Raw genomic sequence first — 22,504 nt, 5'->3', positions numbered from 1 at the left:
TGGTAAGGTCAAGATATCTGGGTGCAGGTCAGTGCATCCGTCACAAGATCGTGTGGCAACCACATGAGCTCTGCCGTTCGCGTCCACAGGATCGCCGTGCGGATTTCACGATCCGGATAGATCTGCGCAAGCGCCTGCGCATAGGCCCCCATCTGCCGCAGCAGGCCTTGGGGACAGGCCGCCGGGCTGTCGGGAACCGTGGCATTTGATTTGAAATCAATCACCTGCACGTCCACCTCGGTCATGATCAGCCGGTCGATCACGCCGTGCATCCGCCGCCCGTTCAGCGCGGCGGTGACCGGAACTTCGGCCAGCGCGTCAGCAGCAAATACGGCTTTCAAATGGTCCGCCGTCAGCACGGTTTGCGCTTCGGTCAGCAACTCCTGCCGGTCCGCGTCCTGCATATCGGGCAGAACCCGGACGCAGAGCTGAGGCCAGTTTTCCTGCGCAACCGAGGGCAAATGTTCCAGCAGCAAGTGCAAGCGCGTGCCGCGCAGCTTGGCAGCCTCTTCATCCTGACCGGTATCGCCGGGCAACGCCTTGGCCCCGCCCAGGTCCGATGGGCTGAGCGTTTCAGGTGCCGGCTCGGGCATCGCGGCAGGGGTCTGGAACCGGTCCGGCAAGGGAGTTTCTGCAATTTCGGTTTCCGCCTGTTCGACAATCGGCAGCGCGTCCCAATCCGCGTGGGACAGGCGCAGCGTGCCCGAGTCTGGCAGTTGCGTGGCCCCTGCCCGCGCCATTGCGGCCTCAACCATCTGATACCAGCTGGTTCCGTCCTTGCCGACATCCCCCGCTGCGCCCACGATCAACCACTTTTCAGCCCGTGTCAGAGCCACATATAGCAGGCGAAGACGTTCATTTTCCTCCCGCGCCCGCGCTTCGGCCCGCGCCTGGGTGATCAATGCCGGAGAGGCGTCGCCCGGGACTTTCCACAGCGGCGTACCCTCACCCACCATGATCTCGGCGTCACGCGGGGCCTGTCGTTTGCCGGTATCCGGCAGGATCACGATCGGCGCCTCAAGCCCCTTGGAGCCATGCACCGTCATCACCCGGATCATGTTTCCGACGCCGCTCATCTGCCGTTTGATTTCCAGATCGTCGGTCTGCATCCACACAAGGAATCCGGTCAGGCTGGGGATATCGGTCCGCTCATAAGCCAGCGCCTGCGACAGCAGCGCATTTATGCCGTCTTCGGCCTCGGCCCCCAACCGGCCCAGCAGTTTGCGCCGCCCGTCATGGCGGGTCAGGATGCGTTCGATCAGGTCATAGGGGCGCAGAAAGTCGATCTGACCGCGCAGATCGTTGAGGATGTCCAGCGTGTCCGGAAAGTCGTCGGCCCGTTGGCGCAGCGCTGCCCACAGGAATTGGTCCTGCCGCCTGTGCGCCAGATCGAACAATTGCTGTTCCGTCCAGCCAAACAGAGGCGATTTCAGCACGGTCGCCAGTGACAGGCTGTCCTCGGGCGTGGCCAGAAAGCTGAGCAGCGCAGCCAGGTCTTTCACGGCCAGTTCCGCACCCACTTTCAGCCGGTCGGCCCCGGCGATGGGCAGGCGCAGGGCCTTGCAGGCGCGGATGATCTCGGCAAACAGGTCAGATCGGCGCTGCACGAGGATCAGGAAATCCCCCGGCTGCACCTTGCGGCGAACAAATGTGCCGGGCGTGGCGCCATCCTCGGGGATCGTCTCACCCCTGTCGATCATGTCCTTGATCGACCGGGCCACCTTCTCGGCCAGAATGACGGTATGATGCCGCGCACCGGGGCGGTCGACCGGATCGGTCCAGTCGCCATCATCGTCGTCTTCGACTTTTTCAACCACCGGCCACAGATCGACCCGACCGGGCAGATCGGCCTTGAAGGCGCGGTGCAGGCTGTCTTTGTGAAATCCGGCCTCAGCCCGGTTTTCGAACAGAATATCGACCAGAGACAGGATCGCACTGGAGGACCGGAACGAGTATTCCAGCGTTGAATCCCACAGTTTAGAGCCTGATTCCGTCAGCCTGCGCCCAAATTCCTGCTGCATTCGGTCAAACGCCGCAGGGTCGGCCCCCTGGAAGGAATAGATCGACTGTTTCTTGTCGCCGACCACGAAAATCGTGCGCTCAACCCCGGATCTGGCTCCTTCCCCGCTGGTGAATTCCTGCGCCAGTTTCTCGACCACATCCCATTGGTCGGGACTGGTGTCCTGCGCCTCGTCGACCAGAATATGGTCAATGCCGCCGTCAAGCCGGTACAGGACCCATTCCGCCACCGCTGGATCGTTCAGCACCTGCCGCGCGCGCAGGATCAGGTCGTCGAAGTCCAGCCAGCCGCGCAGCTGTTTGCGCCGTTCGTATTCAGGCAGGAAGGCGGCTGCGAACCGGTGCAGCACATGTGTCTTGCGCGCCGCAACCAGCGCCAGCCGCTGCTCGCGCGCGGCCTCGACCCGCAACATCAAGGATTCCAACTGCGGCATCTGCGCAGCCAACACCCCTTCGCGCAGGGCTTTGGTGGGGAAACCGTTGATCTTGGCGGTAAAGGGTTCCTTTGCGGATTTTCCGGTCAGAAACACGCTTTCTAATACCGGCAGGTTACCGACATGCGCTTGGGTAAAGGTCGCCAGCTTGGCCGCCACTTTGGCGTTATTGCCGCCGCTTTCAGTCAGCGCGGGCAGGATCGAGCGGATCAGATCGACCTCACCGCCCATGAAAACGCGGGACTGCAGGGCGTCTTCGTCAAACTCCTCTGGCAGATCGAACCGGCGCAGCAGGTCGCGCCAGCCCAGCGGCTGTGCAAACAGGTTACGTTTATGGGTGATGGCGGCGGTCAGGTTGTCGAACCCCGTGTCGGTGACAAACCGGGCGGCATCCTCGATCAGCGCGGCCTGCGGGCCTTCGGCAAAATCCTCTACGATCTCTTCGCGCAACAGGGCGGCGGCGCGGTCCTCCATCTCGGAGAACTGAGGGCTGACCCCGGCCTCCAGCGGAAAGCGCCGCAGCAAAGAGGCGCAGAATGAGTGGATCGTCTGGATTTTCAACCCGCCCGGCGTCTCAATGGCGCGGGCAAATAGCGTGCGGGCCTGCGCCAGCCGGTCTGGGTCAATCACCCCGGGCACGCCCAGATCGGTCAGCTGGGCCAGCAGCGTGTCGTCGCCCAGCATTGCCCACTCACCCAGCCGTTTGAACAGCCGGTTCTGCATCTCGCTGGCGGCGGCCTTGGTATAGGTCAGGCAGAGGATGTGCTGCGGCTGCACCCCGCCCAGCAGCAGACGCGCCACCCGATCGGTCAGAACCCGCGTTTTGCCCGAGCCCGCATTGGCCGCCAGCCAGGTCGAGGCATCGGGCCGTGCGGCCTGCACCTGCCGTTCGGTCGCGTCGTTGCGCGCGTTCATTTCAGCACCTCTGGATCGGTCTCATCGGTGCGGTCCCATTCGCCGAAACGGGCCAGATGGTCATAGTCGCCAATGTCGGTGTCCTTGTGCAGCATCCGGCGGGATGTGAAGCCTTGATCAGGCTCTAAATAAGCGGAAATCAGCTCTTTCAGTTCGGTCAGGACCTTGTCTGGCGGTTCCTTGGCCAGCGGCGCTGCGACCTCTTTGTAGGTGCCGCCCATGCCGATAAAGACCGCCTCAGCCACGGGGAGCGGGTCGACCCCTTCAATCGCGCCCTGCTCGGCCATCGCCGCCTCGATCAGCAGCTGTTTGTCGAACTTGGACTGCTGGCTTTCGGTCGGAGGAGTGCCAGTCTTGTAGTCCACAATCCGCAGCGCACCGCGACTGTTGTGGTCGATCCGGTCAGCGCGACCGGCGATTGTAAAATCCAGCGGGCTTAGCACCAGTTTCATCCCGGCCTCGAACGCCACCGGCCCGCCGTCGCCGCGCCGGGCGGTTTCGGCGGTCAGGAAATCAACGGCAATGCGTTCCAGCCGGGCCAGCCATAATTTGCGGGCCGTGGGCCAGGCGACATGCTGATCCAGCAGGGTCTCGGCGCGCTTCAGGAAATTCTCGCGGGTCAGCAAGGCGCTGTCCAACACGCTGTCCTTGACGAAATGTTCAAGGATTTCATGGATGACGATCCCGCGCAGCAGGGCATCCGGGGCCTGCACCAACGGGTCCAGTGGCCGCAGGCGCAGCACATGCTTGGCGTAAATCGCATAAGGATCACGGATCAGGCGTTTGATCTCGGTCACGCTCAGACGGCGCGGGCGCGCGGCAACCGGCGGGCGCGGAGACGGGCGCGGGGCCGGGTCGATCCGGGGTGCGGCCTCCAGCTGTTCTGTCCACCGCAGATAAGTTTGCCCGCGGGCGCGCATCGCCGACAGGGCCTGTGGACCACCCTGCCCCGGCAAGCCCTGCAACAGGTTGGTCATCCGGTTCAGCCAGCGTGACGGCACGGTTTCGGCGTCATCCGACCGGGTTGCGCGGGTCAGCCAGACTTCGGGCGCGCCGACCGCTTGTTGAAAATCATGGGCCGACAGGCCGATCCGGCGTTCGGGCAGCAGTAAACCGGCCTTGTCACGCATCTGACGGTTCAGCCACGGGTCCGGCGCGGCGGCCTCGGGCCAACTGCCTTCGTTCAGGCCGCCGAGGATCAGCAGATCGGCGCCCTGCACCCGTGCCTCGAGCGTGCCCCAGATCATGATATGCGGATGCGGCGCATCGCGGTCGCGGACTTCTTCTCCGGCCAGCAGAGCGCCCAGCAGATCGGCGAAATCATGGGCGGTCATTGGGCCGCCATGTTCGGCCTCGTCTTCCAGCGCGGTCAGAACCTTCAATGCCTTTTGGCCGGCGTTCTTGTCCCATAGCGGCCCGGTATCGCCCTCGCTGCCGACAGAAATCGCTTCGGCCAGCGCACGCAGCCGCGCCACCCAATCCGACAATGGCAGTTCACCTGTCACATGCTGACCGCAGAAATGCGTGGTAAGCCAGCGCATCCAGCCCTCGGGCACTTCTTTGCGGATGGCAAAGGCGGTCAGGCTGGCGCTGTCGGGAAACGGAGGGCCATGCCGCCGCAGATCCAGCTCCAGATCGCGGCTGTGCAGCAGATGTGCGCCGCGATCGCCGCCACCATGGCAGAGCGGGTGCTTCAACAGAGTCAGCAGCGCCTCACCCTCCAGCCGCCGGGCGAACAGGCCCGCCACATGGCGCAGGAACCGGCCCGGAGGCGACAGCTGCAACGGCAGGCCCGCACTGTCATCGGGCAGGATGTTCCAGCGATCCAGCGCGGCGCTGACCTGACGGGTCAACATCCGATCCGGGGTGATCAGCGCGGCCGTCTGGCCGGTTTCGGCGGCTTCGCGCAGACGCAGCGCGATGGCCAGCGCCTCGGCCCGCGGCGATTGCGCCTCGACCAGTGTGAGGTCTTTTGTCGCCGCATCCAGATCGGTCAGTTGAGGACCTTCGGACATCCAGGCATCGGTAATCGGAGCGGGGCGTAGGGCCAGTGAAATCAGTCTGTTACGCGCAGGTGAGGGGGCCGGTGCATCAGTCCAAGGCGCGATTTGACCCGGGTGCATGTCCAGCCGCGTCATCAGCTTGCGGAACCGGTATTGCGGGTGATCTTCCGAGGTCAACGCGTCCTCCAGCCCCCGCCAGACATGATCCGGTTGGTCGAAATCATAGCCGGGCAGGATCAGCGCCCCTTGCGGCAGGCGGGCGACGGCCTCCATCAGCATCAGTGTGGTGCCGCGCGAGCCGGTGGACCCCGCGAGGATCACCGGATGCTGCGGTGGCGCCACTTGCCAGCGGTCGATCAGGTTTTCCACCACGCGCCGCTGCCGCGCCTGCGCGTCCAGCGCATCGGGGCCGGAGTCGATGAAGTGATCGGCAATCCCGATAAACGCCTGCGCGCGCGCCCAATGGCCGGACATGTCGCTGACATCCAGCTGACGGATGGCATCGGGGGGGACACCTTCGCCCTGCATCTCGTCAATCAGCGCGGCCAGACTGTCGGACAGATCAAACAGTGAGGACCGCGCGGCCAGATCAGGTTGTTGCTCCAACAGCTTGGCGATCAGTTGGGTCAGCTCCAACCGGCGCCGCAGGGCCGGGATGGCGGGCGGAATCTGTGCCAGATCGACGCTTTCGCCCAGATCGGTGACCAACGATAGGCGCGGCAACAGGCAGGCCGGGCCCTGATCGAAAAGATCGCGCACGCGGCGGGCCATGCGGCGGGTGTTCACGACAAGCTGCACCCGCGCCAGCGCCTCGGGCGGGTGTTGGGCGCTGCGTTGCCGCAGCCCATCCACCAGCACTTTGGGAAAATCCGATCCCGGCGGAACGGCAAAGACGCGGGGCGCGGCGCTGGGTTCAAACATCCGCGATCAGCCCCTCGGCCAGGGCAATCCCTTCGGGGCGGCCCACGTCACACCAGCGGCCGGGATAGGTGGCTGCGAACAGGCGGCCTTGGCTATGTATCTGATCCCACAGCAGGTTCAGCGAGAATGCTTTGTCGGGAATGGTCATCAGCCCTTGGGTCTTGAGGATCTGCGCCCCGCCATAAACCAAGCCGGGTCCGCGGCTGATCCGGCCGTCGGCATCGGCGGTGAAATCACCTGCGCCGGTGTGTCCGAGAGTCTGTTTGGTTGGAATACACATCAGCAACGCATCCATCCGATTCGGATCCCAGGCCTCGCGCAACAGGGTCAGAGGGTTCGGCCCGGCCCAGATTGCATCGGTGTTCAGGGTATAGACCGGGTCCGGTCCCAACAGGGGCAAAGCCGCCCGCAACCCGCCGCCGGTTTCCAGAATCTCGGGCTCTTCACGGGACAACAGCACACCTTTGGGGGCCAGATATGCCTCAAGCTGATCGGGCAGATAGTGCAGATTGGCCACCACGCGATCCGGGCCCAGATCATCCACCAGATCCAGCGCGTGATCGATCAGGGGGCGGCCCGCGACCTCGATCAGGGGTTTCGGGCGGGTTTTGGTCATCGCGCCCATACGGGTGCCGAACCCGGCGGCGAACAGCATCACTGCTTCGGGGTGTCGGGTCATGTCTGTCTGAGCCTGTCCAGGTTTTCCGGGGTTGGGGCGGGCAGGGCCGTGCGCAGCAGATCGGCCACGGTGGCCAGCGCCGGGTGATCCAGATCGCGCATCAGATGCGCCCATGTGGCCGGGATCAATTCAACATACTGAGGTTTGCCGAATTCTGTCGCCAGACGGGCAAACACGCCCAGAATCCGCAGGTTTCTCTGCGCCCCCAGCACGGCATAGGCGGTGCGAAAGTCGTGATCGTTCACGCCGGTTGCGGTGATATAGTGGTTGACCATCCGCATCTCGGTGCCCGGTGCCACATCGCGGCGGACATCCTGCAGCATCGACACAAGGTCATAGGCCGGATGCCCCAGCATGGCGGTCTGAAAGTCCAGCAGACCCACCCGCTTGACGTCGTCCCGGTCCGGCAGCCAGATCATGTTTTCGGCGTGGTAATCGCGCTGGATCACCACTTTGGTCCCCGAGGTTTCCCGATGCAGAATGTCCGAAAACCGGAATTCGAACTGTTCCCGCGCATCCCTGTCGTGCTGACCCTGAACCGCCTGCGCGTATTTGGTAAAGGACAGCGCCGCAAGCTCGGTCATCAGCGCCGGGCCGTAAGAGGGCAAGGACAGGGTGGGGGCCTTGTGCAGTGTGATCAGAACGTCGGTTGCGGCCTCGTATAGCTGCCGCTCCATCTTTGGGTCGTGTTGCAGGACGCGGGCAAACAGGTCGTCGCCGAGGTCCTCAAGCAGCAGAAAGCCGAATTCCGTATCCTCGGCGTAAATCTCGGGCGCGCTGAGGCCGACAGAACGCAAATGGTTCGCCATGCGCACAAAATCCTCGACCGGTTCGGCCTTGCCCGGCGGGGAATCCATCAGCACGGCGGTCCGGCCGGTATCGGGGTCGGTCAGACGCTCGTATCGACGGTTCGAGGCGTCCCCGGCCAGCGGTGCACGCCTTGCGTTGGCCCAAGGTGTTTGTGCAATCAGCGCCTCGGCCAGTACAGCCCGGTTGGTCATACGGCGCTCTCCAGCTTTTGGGGCCATTTCGGATCGGACCACGACAAGGTCAGGTGACGGTTTTCCATCGTATCAGAGTCTGTTTCAAAGCTCAGTTTCAGGGCGGTGTCAGGGCTCAGCGGGCCCAGTTTGTCGGGCCATTCGATCAGGCAGATGGCTGTTTCAAAGGCTTCAGTCAGACCCAGTTCCTCAATCTCTTCCACGGCGCTCAGCCGGTAGAGATCGCAATGCCAGATCTCACCCGCCGATGTGTCATAAGCCTGTACCAGCGTATAGGTGGGCGAGGGCACATCCTCGGGCACGGTCATCAGCGATTGGATCAGACTGCGGGCGAAATGGGTCTTGCCGCTGCCGATCTCACCTTCAAGCAGCACCACGTCGCCAGAACGCAATTCCGACCCCAGCCGGGCGGCGAATTGCGATGTTTCTTCGGGTGAAGTCAGGGTGATCGAACGAGAGTGCAACGTCATGGCGCCACAATGACCTCAGGCCCTGTCGGCTGCAACCCGGTTCAGGCGCTGATTTGGCGTATCGGCTGTGACGGCGCAAGCCGGTCCACCACGAACCGGACAATCGTTGCGCCGTTCTGCATCGGGCTGACAACACAGGTCAGTTCGGTGCCGTTGCGCATACGTATGTCACCGGACCATTCGGCACGATTGTCGCGCATCTCGACAAAGTCGCGCACCTCACCCAGCAGCGGCGTGGCGGCACATTGGTCCTGCCAGCTGCGGGTCACGTCCAGCACCGAGTCCGGTTCGAACCCGGCCTCGTCGGACTCGCCCCACAGTTTCTGATAAGCGCGGTTGGTGAAGGCCAGGGTTCCGTCATCGCCGAACACCGCGATGGCATCGGCCAGTTTGTCCAGAACCGATTGCATCAGGTCCATCTCTGACCGGAACCGGCGGGTCAGGGTAATCTCGGCCGTGATGTCTTCGAACAGGAATGCCACCGCCCCGTCGGGATGCGGGCGGCCGCTGACCGAATAGACCGACCCCGATGGCAGCGACCAAGTTTCCTGATAATTCCCGTCTTCGGCGGCCTCGAGCAGGTCGTTCATCTGGCTGCGCCAGCTACGGTAATTCTTGGGTTCCGGCATCATGTGCTGATCGCGCAGCCGGTCGAAAAAGCTGGACAGGCTGGGGCGGCAGCTGAGGAAGTCCGGGGGCAGGGTGGTCAGGTCGATCAGGGCCGGGTTGAACAGCGCCAATTGCCGGTTGCGGTCGAAGATCGCCAGCCCGATGGACAATTGTGCAAAGGTCTTCGTCATGGTCTGGACGAATTTTCGCTGGGCGGTTTCGGCAGCAACAATGGCATTGATATCAACCGCATAGCATAGGTGGCCTTCGGGGTGATCGACCAGCGTCAGGTCGAACCAAAGCTTGTTTTCGCTGCTCTCGGACGAGATCGAGATGCGGGTTTTTGCGCTTAGCCGCGCATCGCCATCCGCCCCGGGAAACAGTGGTGCGGTCAGATCGGTATCCGGACCACGGACCTTTCGGACCAAGGCGACATAGGCGGCATTGCACCAACGGACATTGCTTTGATGATCCAGCAGCCAAACGGGGTAGGGCGCCTGTTCCATCGCCAGACGGATCGGATCCTGCGCGTCACGCTGGACCGGGGTGGGCCGTTCGGCACTGTCGCGCAGCTGGACCCGGACGATACCGTCAATCCACTCGCACAGGATGTCCCGTTCGACGGTGCAGTCGATGGCCGGAATGACCAGCATGCCCTGACGCCGGATATGGTCGGGTGTTTCGGGAAAGCTGGGAAAATCCCGCTGCAGCAGACGGCGCAGGTCGGGCCAGTCGCGGACGGCTTCGAACCCTTCCAGCGCGATGTCGGAATGGCTGATCAGGCGGTTGCCGTCGAACAGAAATACCGCATCATACAGCGATGCAGGAGCGGACAAGCCGAAATTGTCGCCCCGCTGCCGGCGGCGGGGCAAAAGCCATTGCACCGCCAGGCTGGCAGACACCAGGCTGATCGCGGCCAGAATGATCCAGTCGACCATGCGCCCTCCGGAACTGATACCGGGGGAACTATGCGTGTTAATGGTTAACGGGGTCTTAACTCAGACCCGGATGTGCTGGTTTTCCCCGGACGGCACAGGGGTGTCCCCGGTCTGGGCATCCACCAGATTGCGCGGCCACGATACCTGCACAATCGCGCCTCGGCGTTCGGGGTTGTCACACAGCGTCTGGTAGGGGTCCGAGCCGTTGGCAAAGTCCAGCTCGGCGCCGCTGCGTTCCAGCAGGGTCTTGGCGATGAACAAGCCCAGCCCCATGCCCTCGTATTCCGGGCGGGTTCTTTGATCTTTCTCGGCCCGGCGGCGGCGCATGAAGGGGTCGCCGATGCGGCCGATCATCTGCGACGGGTATCCGCGCCCGTCATCCATGATGTTGACGGTGATCTGATCCGTGGTCCATTCGGCCTCGACCCAGACATTGGCGCGGGCGAAATCCACCGCGTTCTGGATCAGGTTGCGCAGCCCGTGAATGATCTCGGGCTTGCGCAGGATCGAGGGTTGCTGCACATCTCCGTCCCCGGCCGGGCCTTCGGCAAAGTGGACGGTCTTGCCCCGGTGGATATGCGGCTCGGCGGCTTCATGCACCACGGTGGACAGGGGGGCCTGCCGCAAATGCAGATCGTCTTTGCCTGCCCGGCCCATATCGCGCAGGATGTCGCGGCAGCGGTTGGCCTGTTCGCGGATCAGGGCGGCGTCTTCCTTCAGGTCGGGGCGGTCCTCCAGTTCCTCGATCAGTTCGGAACTGGTCAGCTTGATGGTGGCCAGCGGTGTGCCCAGCTCATGCGCAGCCGCCGCAACAACGCCGCCCAGATCGGTCAGCTTCTGCTCGCGCGCCAGGGCCATGTGGGTGGCGGCCAGTGCCTCGGACATGGACTGCACCTCGGAGCTGACGCGGTGGGAATAGGCGCCGATGAAAACGATGGCGATAACAACCGCCGCCCAATTGCCGAACAAAAGCAGGTCCGGAATCTGCAGTATGAGACCTTGTTCGGTGCGCAAAGGCAGGTGAAATTCAGCCAGCATGCTTGTCAGCGCAATTGCCACGGCGCCAACAATCACGGTCGAGCGTGTGCTCATCACATTGGCGGAAATCGTCACCGGACCCAACAGCAGCAGGGCAAAGGGGTTGTTCAGGCCACCGGTCAGGTACAGCAGGATGGCCAGCTGCGACAGGTCGAACAGCACCATCAGGAAGTTTTCGAACTCGGTCAGGCGCTTGTTTTTCGGGAACAGCAGAATGGCGGTCATGTTGCCCATGACCGACACGCCGATGGCCAAGTAACACAGCGCCAGCTCCAGCTGCACCTGAAAATACCGCTGCGCGACCGTGATGGCGGTGAACTGACCGATAATGGCCACCCAGCGCAGCAGGATCAGCGTGCGCAGCCGGATCCAGCTGCTGCGTTCCTGACTGCGCCATAATGTGATGTTGGAATTTGCCATCGGTCTATTATGTCCTGTTGCATCGGCTGATCATCTTGATAGGTGTCCCGGCCGAAACGATCAACAACCCCTCATCTCAGGATTGATGTCATGATCCGCCTTTACGCCATCCTTGCAACCGTTGTTCTGGCCGTCGGTCTGGGCGCCATGTGGCTGCTGACGCGGGGGGCGGGGTCGGACGATCAGTTCGCACAATGCCGGTCGGCCCAGATTGCCGGCGGCACGGCTGCAATCGGCGGTCCGTTCGAGCTGGTCAACGGCAAGGGCGAAACCGTCACCGACACCGATGTGATCACCGAGCCGACGCTGGTTTATTTCGGCTACACCTTCTGCCCCGATGTCTGCCCCTTTGATATGTCCCGCAACGCCGAGGCCGTGGATATCCTGGCCGAGCGTGGCCAGTCGGTGACACCGCTGTTCATCTCGATCGATCCGGATCGGGACACGCCGCAGGTGGTGGATGACTTTGCCTTCAATCTGGGCGGCAAGACCATCGCGCTGACCGGCTCGCCCGAGCAGGTCAAGGCCGCCAGCCAGGCTTACAAGACCTATTACCGGGCGCATGACAAAAGCGACGAGTTCTATCTGGTCGACCATTCCACCTTTACCTATCTGGTGACGCCCGAGCAGGGATTTCTTGAATTCTTCAACCGCGATGACACCGCCGAGCAGATGGCCGACAAGGTCGGGTGCTTTCTGGACAAGCTCTAGGACGCAACGGGTTGTTTGACCTTTGGAATGGCGCTGCTATTACTCATGTTTAAGCCAAAGGCGTGAAATAGCGGAAAGAACAGAATATGGCGGACAGCTCTGACCTCGATATCGGCCCCGATAAATCCCTGCTTTTGGTGGATGATGACGAGCCGTTTCTGAGGCGACTGGCGAAGGCCATGGAAAAACGCGGGTTCGAGGTTGAAACCGCAGGTTCCGTCGCCGCAGGCCGCGCCATCTCCACCGCCCGTCCCCCTGCTTATGCGGTGGTCGATCTGCGGCTTGAGGATGGCAATGGGCTGGATGTGGTCGAAGTGCTGCGCGAAAAACGCCCCGACAGCCGGGTTGTGGTTCTGACCGGATATGGCGCAATTGCCACCGCCGTGGCCGCCGTCAAGATCGGTGCGACCGATTACCTGTCGAAACCCGCCGACGCCACCGACATCACCAGCGCATTGCTGGCCAAGGGCGACGAACTGCCCCCGCCACCGGAAAACCCCATGAGCGCGGACCGCGTGCGCTGGGAGCATATCCAGCGGGTCTACGAGCTGTGTGACCGGAACGTCAGCGAGACTGCCCGCCGCCTGAACATGCATCGCAGGACGCTGCAGAGGATTTTGGCGAAGCGCAGTCCAAGGTAGAGAGCCGCCAATTGTGCCACTCTGAAACATGATCCCGTTCGGAGGATGCCAAGCAAGCTGGCTTAGGGGTCAAAGGTAACGTTCATTGGATGGTCCCAAGACTTAAGAAATTGAACTCGTAAATTCTTGAATTGAACAAAAACATGTTTTTATTGGATTGGCGGACGAAGGCTATAAAATGACCGAAACCAATAACAATAATCGCCCGAACTCGAACGACGTCGAAAAAACCAAAGGTTGGTTTTCATTAGGTGTTGCTTTGATTTCGGGGATATTTGGTGTTTTGGTTGCGCTTATTGGCGCAAGAACTCTGGGTTGGCCACCAAACGGCGAGAGCCAAGCATCGCACGAGTGCAGTTTTGAGCGCTTGGAGGGAAAAATTACAGGTTCTTCAATTGACGAATGGCAGTTTTCGCTGGTGAAAAATACTGGCGAATTCACAATGACGCGCAATGACATAGGCGGTAGAATGTCAGGAAAAGCCCCAATTGTCTGCGAGGGCGGAAAAATTGCGTTTGTCAGAAGTGGGTTGGCAGTTTGGAAGGATACCTCACCGGTTCAGAGAACTTGCTTCCATTTCGGCGAAATAAAAGGAAACAAGGTTTTCGGAAGCTGGGCTTGCCAAGAAGTACCAAGACAACAGGGGGAAGATTGGACATGGCAAGCGAGCATTGTTGAACCAAAAGAGTAGACAGAGTTCTGGAACTTGTATGCGGCTCATTTGTATATTGTGAGACCTTAACACATAGACGCAGAGAGCGTCTCAGGGTCGACACTAAATTAAGTTGGTATTCTAGAGAAGATTTATCAACGCCTTGTGCCGCGCCATATATGCCTGCCTGACCTCAACCGGCGGGCGCAAGGTAATCTCCAACCCCTCCATCACCGCCTTATCCGGGCGGCCAAAGAACTTTGTCGCCTCGGCCTCGGAAAAGCCCGCGATCTGGGTGGCCTCCATCCAGGCGCTGATCTTGTCGGCCTTTTTGATCTGCCGTTTCACCGTTTTCGGCACTGCCGCGGGCAATCCGAACCGGATATGGATCGCTGCCGCCAAGCGGTCATCCAGTGCGCCATAATCGGGGCCGACGGCGGATTTGACCGGTGAGATCATATCTCCGATCACATATTCCGGCGCATCATGTAACAAAGCCGCGAGGCGCCATTTCACCGGTGCTTTGGGCGCAATCCGGCCAAAAAGCTCCTCAACCAACAGGGAGTGTTCGGCCACGGAATAGGCGAAATCGCCGCGTGTTTGGCCGTTCCAGCGGGCCACAAAGGCCAGTCCGTGGGCGATATCTTCGATTTCGATGTCCACCGGGGTCGGGTCCAGCAGGTCCAGCCTGCGCCCCGACAACATCCGCTGCCATGCTCGTGCTTGTGTTGCCATTCTGCCATGCCTTGTGAAGTGGGACACGTAAGTTTCGCGTTTTTGTGTTATGATGTACCTGTCGAGATCACCGGCTGCCAACTTTTTCTTGACCAGACGTGCTTTGAACCGGCGCGTGGTGATACCGACATTTGTGCTGAGGGGGGTGCATGCTCCTCCTGGTGTGCCCCTCTCGGAACGTAACTCGTATCGGAAGGAGCTAGCTATGTTTAAGCGACTGTTTGGAATTGCCCTGGCCTTTGGAATGGCCGCCACTGCCCCACCCGCATTTGCCCAAAGTTGTGCACAGCGCGAACATGTGATCGCCAAGCTGCAGGACAGCTATTCAGAAGAGCTGGTCTTTGGCGGATTGCAGAAAACACGCGGTGCGCAGGCGGTCATGGAGGTCTGGACCTCGAAGGAAACCGGAAGCTATACGGTTCTGGTGACCCAGGCGAACGGCATTAGTTGTATTGTCGCCGTTGGCACCGATTTTTTTGAAGCGATCCCGAAGATTGCACTAAAGGGTGAGCCCAGCTGATTTAAGCGGCGGAAAACCCCGTTTCAGGCCATTCGCGTTGCCACCTGCCCCAAGTGATGCTAGGGGCAGCCCGTACGTGATTTACCTCAATGGAGCACCTGATGGCCGGGGACTATATAGTCAAAGACATTTCATTGGCCGGGTTCGGCCGCAAAGAGCTGGACATTGCCGAAACCGAGATGCCGGGCCTGATGTCCCTGCGGGCCGAATATGGCGAGGCCAAGCCGCTGAAAGGCGCGCGTATTGTTGGCTCGCTCCACATGACCATTCAGACCGCGGTTCTGATTGAAACGCTGGTCGCACTGGGCGCGGATGTGCGCTGGGCGTCGTGCAACATCTTCTCGACCCAGGACCATGCGGCGGCGGCGATTGCCGAAGCCGGTATTCCCGTTTTCGCCATCAAGGGCCAGACGCTGGAAGAGCATTGGGATTATCTGGACAAGTCCTTTATGTTCGAAGATGGCCCGAACATGATCCTGGACGATGGCGGCGACGCAACGCTGTACATCCTGCTGGGCGCACGCGCCGAAGCGGGTGAGGACATCATCCCCGTTCCCGGTTCGGAAGAGGAAGAGGTGATCAAGAAGCAGATCGCCAAGCGTATGGCCGCTTCCCCCGGCTGGTTCACCAAGATGCGCGACCAGATCAAGGGCGTGTCCGAGGAAACCACCACCGGCGTGAACCGCCTGTATCAGCTGGTGAAAGAAGGCCATCTGCCGTTCCCGGCGATTAACGTCAACGACAGCGTCACCAAGTCGAAATTTGACAACAAATACGGCTGTAAGGAATCGCTGGTCGACGGTATCCGCCGCGCCACCGACACCATGCTGGCCGGTAAGGTTGCCGTGGTCTGCGGGTATGGCGACGTGGGCAAAGGCTCGGCCGCTTCTCTGGCCGGTGCAGGCGCCCGTGTGAAAGTGACCGAAGTGGACCCGATCTGCGCCCTGCAGGCTGCGATGGACGGGTTCGAGGTCACGCTGCTGGAAGACGAAGTTGCCTCTGCTGACGTGTTCATCACCACCACAGGCAACAAGGACGTGATCCGCATCGAGCATATGCGCGAGATGAAGGACATGGCCATCGTCGGCAATATCGGTCACTTCGACAATGAAATTCAGGTGGCCAGCCTGAAGAACCACAAATGGACCAACATCAAGGAACAGGTGGACATGATCGAGATGCCCTCGGGCAACCGCATCATTCTGCTGTCCGAAGGCCGTCTGCTGAACCTCGGCAACGCCACCGGCCACCCGTCCTTCGTGATGTCGGCCTCGTTCACCAACCAGGTTCTGGCGCAGATCGAGCTGTTCACCAAAGGCGACGCGTACAACAACGACGTCTACATCCTGCCCAAGCATCTGGATGAGAAAGTTGCCCGCCTGCATCTGGACCGCATCGGCGTGAAACTGACCAAGATGGACGCCGAGCAGGCCGCCTATATCGGCGTGAAACCCGAAGGTCCCTACAAGCCCGAGCATTACCGCTACTGATTGCGGGTCGGGTATGACCAAACGCACGGGACGCCGTCGGATCTTGCATCTGGCGGCGTCTTTTCTTTTTACCTGTCTTGTCTTGCTGATCCTTGTGGGTGGTGGCGGGTGGTTGCTGCTCTCCCATCCGAAAACACCCCTACCGGCACATTGGAACCCGTTGCGGGATTTGGCTGTGACGGCCCCGGTGACCCCGATCACCCGATACCAGCTGAACCGGGCGCTGGCGGATGACGCCCAATGCCGTGCGGTTTTGTCAGGGGCCGGTGTTGCGTTCGCGCCGATGGGCGATCTGGTCGTCGATCGGAATTGCGGGGTTTCAGGCCGGGGAGAGTTGTCACAACTTGGCACGGCCCGCCTTGCACAGGTTGAGACCCGTTGCACCACCGCCCTGCGGTTGGCGATGTGGGAACACCACGTGGTTCAGCCCGCCGCCCGGGATATTCTTGCGACCAAAGTTCAGAGAATTCGCCATCTGGGCAGCTACAACTGCCGTCGCATGCGCACCGCTGAGGGTGAAAACAACCGGTGGAGCAGTCATGCGACAGCGGATTCGATCGATATCATTGGGCTGGAGCTTGAGGACGGGCGGAAGCTCAGCCTGCTTCACGACTGGTCAACACCCGGTCCCGAGGCCGAGTTTCTGCACCGCATCGGGCAGGGCGCCTGTGATTGGTTCCGGGTGGTGCTGAGCCCGAATTTCAACCGACTTCACGCGGATCATTTCCATCTGCAAGGACCCGGCTGGGGGTATTGCCGGTAACCCCTGCCATCGGCTGCCTCAGCAGGGGGGAGAAACTGCCGATTTTTTTCCTTTTGGGATGGCCATAGTCGCGGCTAGTCTTTTCCGGAACGGCGCAATGCGCCGTAACAACACAAGTTTAGGAGAATTGAATATGGGAAAACGCGACGAGCTGATCGCCAAATACGCTGAAGATCTGAAAGGCAAATGCGGGATGGACCCCGATATGGACCTGCTGACCAAGGTCACCATCGGTTGCGGTCCGGCGATCTATGACGCCGACGCGTCGACCGTGGCGGCCACGCAGGAAGCCGAGCTTGAGACCGTCAAGAACAACTACCTGATCAAGAAACTGGGTCTGTCGGACGGGCCGGAACTGATGGAAGCGATCAATTCGGTTCTGGAAACCTATGGCATGTCCGAGCGCAACAAATACCGCGCCGTGGTCTACTACATGCTGACCAAGCGGTTCGGAAAAGAGTCGGTCTACGCCTGATCCTTTGGTTTTCTGGCGCCCGCCCTGTGGCGGGCGTTTTCAATTTTAAGCACTTGGCGTTTGTGCCGGCCGCCAGAAATGGGCTAGTGTCAGAGTGCGACCAGGACGGTCAGAGCCAAAGATTTCCATATGCGTGTGGTGAGTAGGGAGCACGCGGGGTAGGGAAGGTTCTGCAACCGTCAGGGCCTTCCCTTTTAATCAATCCGCCAGCGTGCCACCCAAGGCGCAGATCACCTGCCATTCGGCCTCGCTGACCGGCTGAACCGACAAGCGCGAGTTCCTCACCAGCACCATCTCGGCCAAACGCGCGTCCGCCTTGATCTGGTCCAGTGTCACCGGTGTTGTGAACGGCCGCACCGCCTTGATATCCACGCAGTCCCAGCGCTCGTCATCGGTGGTGCTGTCGGGATGGGCCTCGGCGCAGACCTCGACGATACCGACAATCGCCTTGTCCTTTTGCGAGTGGTAGAAAAACCCACGATCCCCAACCGCCATCTGCCGCATGAAATTGCGCGCCTGATAGTTGCGCACGCCGTCCCATTCTTCGCCCGCATCGCCTTTGGCAACCTGCTGGTCCCAGCTCCAGGTCGACGGCTCGGATTTGAACAGCCAGTATGCCATCAGCCCACGACCTTCTTCCACGGGATCAGGTCGACGGATTGGAACAGCCCTGCCTTGGCATAGGGATCATTTTCGGCCCAGGTTTCCGCGGCGGCCATGTCCTCGACTTCGAGGATCACCAGCGAGCCGATCATCGCGTCACCATTCAGCAACGGACCGGCCTGCGAAACGACGCCGGTTTCCTCGACATAGGCCAGATGGGCGGCGCGGTTGTCCAGCCGGGTCTGCAGGGCGCCGTCCTTGTCACGGGCGATGAGGGCGATCAGCATGTTATTCCTCCTTCAGGGGGCGGTTGAGCAGGGTTTCGATGGCTTGCGCGACACTGTAGGCGCCATGGCTCAGGTCTGCCACTGTGGCACTGATGGGCATGTCCAGCCCCTCGTTTGCGGCAATCTCGGACATGGCCCGTGCCGTGGCGACGCCTTCGACCGTTGTCTGGGTGTCAAAGGGACGATTCAGACCCAAACTCAGGCCAAAACGATAGTTTCGGGACAATTCGGACGAGCAGGTCAATACCAGATCCCCCAGCCCGGACAGCCCCATCAGTGTTTCGGGTTGCGCACCGCGCATCAGGGCAAACCGTTGCATCTCGGCAAAACCACGGGTCATCAAGGCAGCGCGGGCGCTGTCACCGAGACCCGCCCCGATGGCGGCCCCGCAGCCAATGGCCATCACGTTTTTCAACGCGCCCCCCAGTTCCGCCCCGATCACATCGGTGGTGCGATAAAGGCGCAGGTTTGCGGTGGTCAGTTCGTGCTGCAGGGTCTGGCTGAGATCGTCATCGGCACAGGCCAGGGTCAGGGCCGTGGGCAGGCCGCGCGCGATGTCATCGGCAAAGCTGGGTCCGGTCAAAAGGGCTGGGTGCGCGTCCGGGATGGTTTCGCGGATCACGGAAATGGGGCCGAGGCCCGAGGACAGCTCGATCCCCTTGCAGCAGGCGACCAGCGTCTTCCCGGCCAGAACCGAGGCGTGTTCCTGCAACGCGCTGCGCAGTTTCTGCATCGGTACGGCCAGCAACAGCACGTCAGCGGCAACCGCGTCTTGAATATCGGCCGTCACCGATACCGCACCCGGCAGTGTCACATTCGGCAGGCGCGCAGTATTTTCGCGGCTGTTCTGCATGTGCCGGGCCTGTGCGGCGTCCCGTGACCACAGAGTAACTGGCCCGTTCCCGGCCAGTGAAATCGCCAGCGCGGTGCCGAAAGCACCCGATCCCAGTACCGAAACACTCATGCCTTGGCGCCTTTCTTGCCGCTTCCCAACATCGCGGGGCTGGTCCGGTCCAAGGGCCAGCGGGGCCGGGCCGTCAGGTCCAGACCATCGCGGGCACCGGAGCGAAAACGCTCCATCCCGGCATAGGCGATCATGGCCGCGTTGTCGGTGCACAAGGCCAGCGGCGGCGCCGTGAAACGCGCGCCTTTTTCGGCGCAAACAGTCTCTAACGCGGCTCGAATGGCAGAATTTGCCGCCACGCCGCCGGCCACGGCAATCACCGGATCAGAGGGGTTTTCCTCAAGATACAGATCCATTGCGCGGCGGGTTTTCTCGGCCAGAGTGTCCACGATGGCCTGCTGAAACCCGGCACACAGATCGGCACGATCCTGACGGGTCAGGCCGCCTTTTTCGGCGACGATCTGATCCCGCATCCGCATCAATGCGGTCTTGAGCCCCGAGAACGACAGGTCACATCCCGGCCGGTCCAGCAGAGGCCGGGGAAAGCGGAAGCGTTTGGGATCGCCCGCGCGGGCCTCGGCCTCGACCGAGGGGCCGCCCGGTTGCGGCAGGCCCAGCAAACGGGCGGTTTTGTCGAAGGCCTCGCCCGGTGCATCGTCGATGGTGCCGCCGAGGCGGGTAAATTGCTCTGGCCCGTGGGCGATCAGGTATTGGCAATGGCCGCCTGACACCAAGAGCATCAGATAGGGAAAGGCAATCCCGTCGGTCAGGCGTGGCGTCAGCGCGTGGCCCGCCAGATGGTTCACCCCGATCAGCGGCAGGCCGGTTGCGGCGCTCAGCCCCTTGGCGCACATCACGCCGGACATGACGCCGCCGATCAGGCCCGGCCCGGCGGTCACGGCAATGGCGTCCATATCCGTCAAAGCCAGGCCCGCGGCCTCAAGCGCCTGTACCACGCAGGTATCCAGTTTTTCCGCATGAGCACGGGCCGCGATCTCGGGCACCACACCGCCAAAGGCGCTGTGCAATTCGGTCTGGCCGTGCACGATGGATGACAGCACTTCGGCCCTGGCGCCATCGGCCTGGCGCACGACGGAGGCCGCTGTGTCGTCACAGCTGCTTTCCAGTCCGAGGACGGTAAGTGTTTGCACCATTGGCCCGATCCGTTACACCTTGATTGCCAAGCGGGGTATCACCCCGCGCGGATGCAAACAATCCCAAGGCGGAAGGCGCCGACTGTTGTATTTGCTGATGACCCGCCCGCGCGCTGCCTCTGAACGGTTTGTTGCGCAGCTGCCGACCCGCATCAGATCGCAGGTCGAGGTTATCTATTCCCCGATCCTTAAGATCAAACCCCTGCCGATCAGCGTCGATACCAACGGTGTGCGCGGGCTGATATTCACGTCGGCCAACGGGGTGAATGCCGCGGTGTCTCTGGGTTTGGCGCGCGACATGCCTGCCTTTTGCGTCGGCCCCGCCACCACCGGCACCGCAAAAGGCGCCGGGTGGGACGCGCAGATGGTTGGTGCCACCGCCGAGGAACTGGTGGCCCATCTGCTGAAGCATCGCCCTGAAAGCCCCTTGTTGCACCTGCGGGGTGAACATAGCCGGGGCAATATCGCCATCCGCCTGACCGAGTCGGGCCTGACCGTGCGTGAACAATCCGTCTATCAGCAGCGCCTGTTGCCGCTGACACCCGAAGCCGCTGCGGTCGCTGACGCAGATATACCGGTTGTCGCGCCGCTGTTTTCACCCAGAACGGCGCGACAATTTGCCGATATCTGGACCGGTTCAGCGCCCTTGTGGCTGGTCGCAATCAGCCAGGCGACGGCGGAACCCCTTTATTCCTTGGACTATGCGCATCTGAAGATCGTCAACGAGCCGACCCCGAAGAAAATGCAGAAAGCCGTTAAAAAACTTGTGAAACATGCGATGCGGGTTGAGGGCAGCGAGACCACCGACTAACCTAGAGTGGCCTGTTATTCATGTGAAATTGGATTCGATAAGGGGAACGTTGCGGTGGCTGGTAAGAAGAAAACCGATCGAAAGCCGGTGGAAGACCCCAAGTCGGATGAGGCGGTTGAAACCGTTTCCACACAGGATGATGCGCCTCTTGACGCGGTCGAGACTGTAGAAGAGGCCCTTTCCGAAGCCGAAGCCGAAGCCGAAGCCGAAGCCGAAGCCGAAGCCGAAGCCGAAGCCGAAGCCGAAGCCGAAGCCGAAGCCGAAGCCGAAGCCGAAGCGGTTGTGGAAGAGCCCGTCGCGGCGGTCGCAGACAAATCCGCCGAACCTGAACAGGAAAAACGCGGCGGCTTTGTGCCGGCGCTGCTTGGTGGTGTACTTGCGGCCGGGATCGGGTTTGCCGCGGGCAGCGCGGGCCTGTTCGGGTCCGGCGAGTCCGACGGCCTCGCGGCGCTTGAGGCGAAGCTCAATGATCAGTCCAGCCAGATCGAGGCGCTGACAAAATCTCTGGCCGACAGCTCGGACAGTTCTGATGTGGACAGCAAAATCGCCGCCCTGACCGATCAGGTCACACCGCTGGGTGCGGAACTTGAGGCGGTGAAATCCGGCCTTGACGGGTTGGCGGGCAAGATCGACCCTCTGGCCAGCCGTCTGAGCGATCTGGAAAGCGGTGCGCTGACGCAAGGCGCCTCTTCCGAGGCCTCGGCCGCGTTTGAGGCCGAACTGAAGAAACTGCAGGATTCGCTGGCCGCGCAGCGGGCCGAGGTCGAAAAAATGGTCACGGACGCACAGGCGCTAGAAGCGCAGGCCGCGGCCAAGGCGCAAGCGGCGAGCAATGCATCGATCCTGTCTCAGGTTCACAGCCAACTGGACGCGGGCCTGCCTTATAATGATCTGGTGGCTGAACTGACAGCTGGTGGCATGAGCGTGCCTGATGCTTTGTCAGCCCCGGCAAAAGAAGGTGTTGCCAGCCTGGCCGCGTTGCGAGAGTCTTTCACGCCCGCTGCCCGCGCAGCACTGGCCGATGCGCGCAGCGCGGACAAGGCCACGGGTCTGGTCGCCTTCCTGCAGCGCCAGACCGGCGCGCGCTCGGTCACCCCGCAAGAGGGCGACAGCCCGGATGCGATCCTGTCGCGGGCCGAGGCTGCGCTGGCTGGCGGTGATGTTGCAGCCGCGCTGAGCGAACTGAAATCCCTGCCCGAAGCGGCCCAAACAGCGATGGCCGATTGGGAGCAGGCGGCTCAGACCCGTGAGGCCGCCGTGGACGCCGCAAATGCGCTGCAATCCAGCGTAAACTCGAACTGAAGGACCTGC

The 22,504-nt window shown here is 61.7% G+C and carries 21 protein-coding genes; 9 read left to right on the top strand and 12 right to left on the bottom strand.

The features are described from left to right. Positions 1-8: 8 nt before the first annotated feature. Genes addA through regB form a run of 7 tightly spaced genes read right to left on the bottom strand, consistent with a single transcriptional unit; the run spans position 9 to position 11,447 of the window. Positions 9-3,368 carry a double-strand break repair helicase AddA gene (gene addA, locus ACR0DO_RS07585; protein WP_480557615.1) on the bottom strand — a complete coding sequence of 1,120 codons (3,360 nt, stop codon included), beginning with the start codon at positions 3,366-3,368 and terminating at the stop codon, positions 9-11. Continuing rightward, positions 3,365-6,292 carry a double-strand break repair protein AddB gene (gene addB, locus ACR0DO_RS07580; protein WP_480557613.1) on the bottom strand — a complete coding sequence of 976 codons (2,928 nt, stop codon included), beginning with the start codon at positions 6,290-6,292 and terminating at the stop codon, positions 3,365-3,367. The genes addA and addB overlap by 4 nt, the downstream gene beginning before the upstream one ends. After that, positions 6,285-6,971, bottom strand: coding sequence for a nucleotidyltransferase family protein (locus tag ACR0DO_RS07575; RefSeq protein WP_480557611.1), 687 nt, complete (start codon positions 6,969-6,971; stop codon positions 6,285-6,287). The genes addB and ACR0DO_RS07575 overlap by 8 nt, the downstream gene beginning before the upstream one ends. Further along, on the bottom strand, positions 6,968-7,972 hold the full coding sequence (locus ACR0DO_RS07570; RefSeq protein ID WP_480557609.1) for an aminoglycoside phosphotransferase family protein: 1,005 nt from the start codon (positions 7,970-7,972) through the stop codon (positions 6,968-6,970). Before ACR0DO_RS07570 ends, ACR0DO_RS07575 begins: the two co-directional genes overlap by 4 nt. Beyond that, positions 7,969-8,442 (bottom strand): tRNA (adenosine(37)-N6)-threonylcarbamoyltransferase complex ATPase subunit type 1 TsaE, encoded by a 474-nt coding sequence (tsaE, locus tag ACR0DO_RS07565; RefSeq protein WP_480557608.1) that lies wholly within the window; start codon positions 8,440-8,442, stop codon positions 7,969-7,971. Before tsaE ends, ACR0DO_RS07570 begins: the two co-directional genes overlap by 4 nt. Before the next feature lie 41 nt (positions 8,443-8,483). Then, on the bottom strand, positions 8,484-9,989 hold the full coding sequence (locus ACR0DO_RS07560; protein WP_480557606.1) for a PAS-domain containing protein: 1,506 nt from the start codon (positions 9,987-9,989) through the stop codon (positions 8,484-8,486). Between the two features lie 60 nt (positions 9,990-10,049). Then, positions 10,050-11,447: a sensor histidine kinase RegB gene (regB, locus tag ACR0DO_RS07555; RefSeq protein WP_480557604.1), complete on the bottom strand. Its 1,398-nt coding sequence runs from the start codon at positions 11,445-11,447 to the stop codon at positions 10,050-10,052. Positions 11,448-11,537: 90 nt separating this feature from the next. Between regB and ACR0DO_RS07550 the strand changes: the two genes are divergently transcribed. From ACR0DO_RS07550 to ACR0DO_RS07540, 3 genes are all read left to right on the top strand, one after another. Beyond that, positions 11,538-12,158, top strand: a complete 621-nt coding sequence (locus tag ACR0DO_RS07550) for an SCO family protein (protein WP_170444833.1) — start codon at positions 11,538-11,540, stop codon at positions 12,156-12,158. Positions 12,159-12,244: 86 nt separating this feature from the next. Further along, a complete protein-coding gene (locus ACR0DO_RS07545) occupies positions 12,245-12,799 on the top strand; it encodes an ActR/PrrA/RegA family redox response regulator transcription factor (RefSeq protein WP_058283361.1) in 555 nt (184 codons plus the stop codon). Between the two features lie 178 nt (positions 12,800-12,977). Continuing rightward, on the top strand, positions 12,978-13,490 hold the full coding sequence (locus ACR0DO_RS07540; RefSeq protein WP_480557602.1) for a hypothetical protein: 513 nt from the start codon (positions 12,978-12,980) through the stop codon (positions 13,488-13,490). Positions 13,491-13,592: 102 nt separating this feature from the next. Here the strand turns inward: ACR0DO_RS07540 and ACR0DO_RS07535 are convergent, their stop codons facing one another. Then, on the bottom strand, positions 13,593-14,186 hold the full coding sequence (locus ACR0DO_RS07535; RefSeq protein ID WP_480557600.1) for an HD domain-containing protein: 594 nt from the start codon (positions 14,184-14,186) through the stop codon (positions 13,593-13,595). Positions 14,187-14,391: 205 nt separating this feature from the next. Here ACR0DO_RS07535 and ACR0DO_RS07530 point away from each other — a divergent pair, with 205 nt between their 5' ends. From ACR0DO_RS07530 to ACR0DO_RS07515, 4 genes are all read left to right on the top strand, one after another. Continuing rightward, the gene (locus tag ACR0DO_RS07530; RefSeq protein WP_170444842.1) at positions 14,392-14,706 is read left to right on the top strand and encodes a hypothetical protein; all 315 of its coding nucleotides are present in this window, start codon (positions 14,392-14,394) and stop codon (positions 14,704-14,706) included. 101 nt (positions 14,707-14,807) lie between these two features. Beyond that, a complete protein-coding gene (gene ahcY / locus ACR0DO_RS07525) occupies positions 14,808-16,196 on the top strand; it encodes an adenosylhomocysteinase (RefSeq protein ID WP_480557598.1) in 1,389 nt (462 codons plus the stop codon). Positions 16,197-16,209: 13 nt separating this feature from the next. Beyond that, a complete protein-coding gene (locus tag ACR0DO_RS07520; protein WP_480557596.1) occupies positions 16,210-16,959 on the top strand; it encodes an extensin-like domain-containing protein in 750 nt (249 codons plus the stop codon). Between the two features lie 133 nt (positions 16,960-17,092). Continuing rightward, the gene (locus ACR0DO_RS07515; protein ID WP_170444850.1) at positions 17,093-17,434 is read left to right on the top strand and encodes a DUF2853 family protein; all 342 of its coding nucleotides are present in this window, start codon (positions 17,093-17,095) and stop codon (positions 17,432-17,434) included. A gap of 198 nt (positions 17,435-17,632) precedes the next feature. On the opposite strand, the gene ACR0DO_RS07510 is transcribed toward ACR0DO_RS07515, so the two are convergent. From ACR0DO_RS07510 to tsaD, 4 genes are read right to left on the bottom strand one after another with little or no spacing between them, the layout of a single operon-like run. After that, positions 17,633-18,055 (bottom strand): EVE domain-containing protein, encoded by a 423-nt coding sequence (locus tag ACR0DO_RS07510; protein WP_480557594.1) that lies wholly within the window; start codon positions 18,053-18,055, stop codon positions 17,633-17,635. Beyond that, positions 18,055-18,324: a YciI family protein gene (locus ACR0DO_RS07505; protein WP_480557592.1), complete on the bottom strand. Its 270-nt coding sequence runs from the start codon at positions 18,322-18,324 to the stop codon at positions 18,055-18,057. The genes ACR0DO_RS07510 and ACR0DO_RS07505 overlap by 1 nt, the downstream gene beginning before the upstream one ends. 1 nt (position 18,325) lies before the next feature. Further along, a complete protein-coding gene (locus ACR0DO_RS07500) occupies positions 18,326-19,288 on the bottom strand; it encodes an NAD(P)H-dependent glycerol-3-phosphate dehydrogenase (RefSeq protein WP_480557590.1) in 963 nt (320 codons plus the stop codon). Next, the gene (gene tsaD, locus ACR0DO_RS07495; RefSeq protein ID WP_480557589.1) at positions 19,285-20,382 is read right to left on the bottom strand and encodes a tRNA (adenosine(37)-N6)-threonylcarbamoyltransferase complex transferase subunit TsaD; all 1,098 of its coding nucleotides are present in this window, start codon (positions 20,380-20,382) and stop codon (positions 19,285-19,287) included. Before tsaD ends, ACR0DO_RS07500 begins: the two co-directional genes overlap by 4 nt. Before the next feature lie 85 nt (positions 20,383-20,467). Here tsaD and ACR0DO_RS07490 point away from each other — a divergent pair, with 85 nt between their 5' ends. Together ACR0DO_RS07490 and ACR0DO_RS07485 are read left to right on the top strand one after the other, a co-directional pair. Then, positions 20,468-21,193, top strand: a complete 726-nt coding sequence (locus ACR0DO_RS07490) for a uroporphyrinogen-III synthase (protein ID WP_480557587.1) — start codon at positions 20,468-20,470, stop codon at positions 21,191-21,193. 54 nt (positions 21,194-21,247) lie between these two features. Continuing rightward, positions 21,248-22,495: a COG4223 family protein gene (locus tag ACR0DO_RS07485; RefSeq protein WP_480557585.1), complete on the top strand. Its 1,248-nt coding sequence runs from the start codon at positions 21,248-21,250 to the stop codon at positions 22,493-22,495. The last annotated feature ends 9 nt before the right edge of the window (positions 22,496-22,504 follow it).

Source organism: Ruegeria sp. AM9 (genome assembly GCF_056540565.1).
This window is presented reverse-complemented; position numbering and strand designations above follow the sequence as displayed.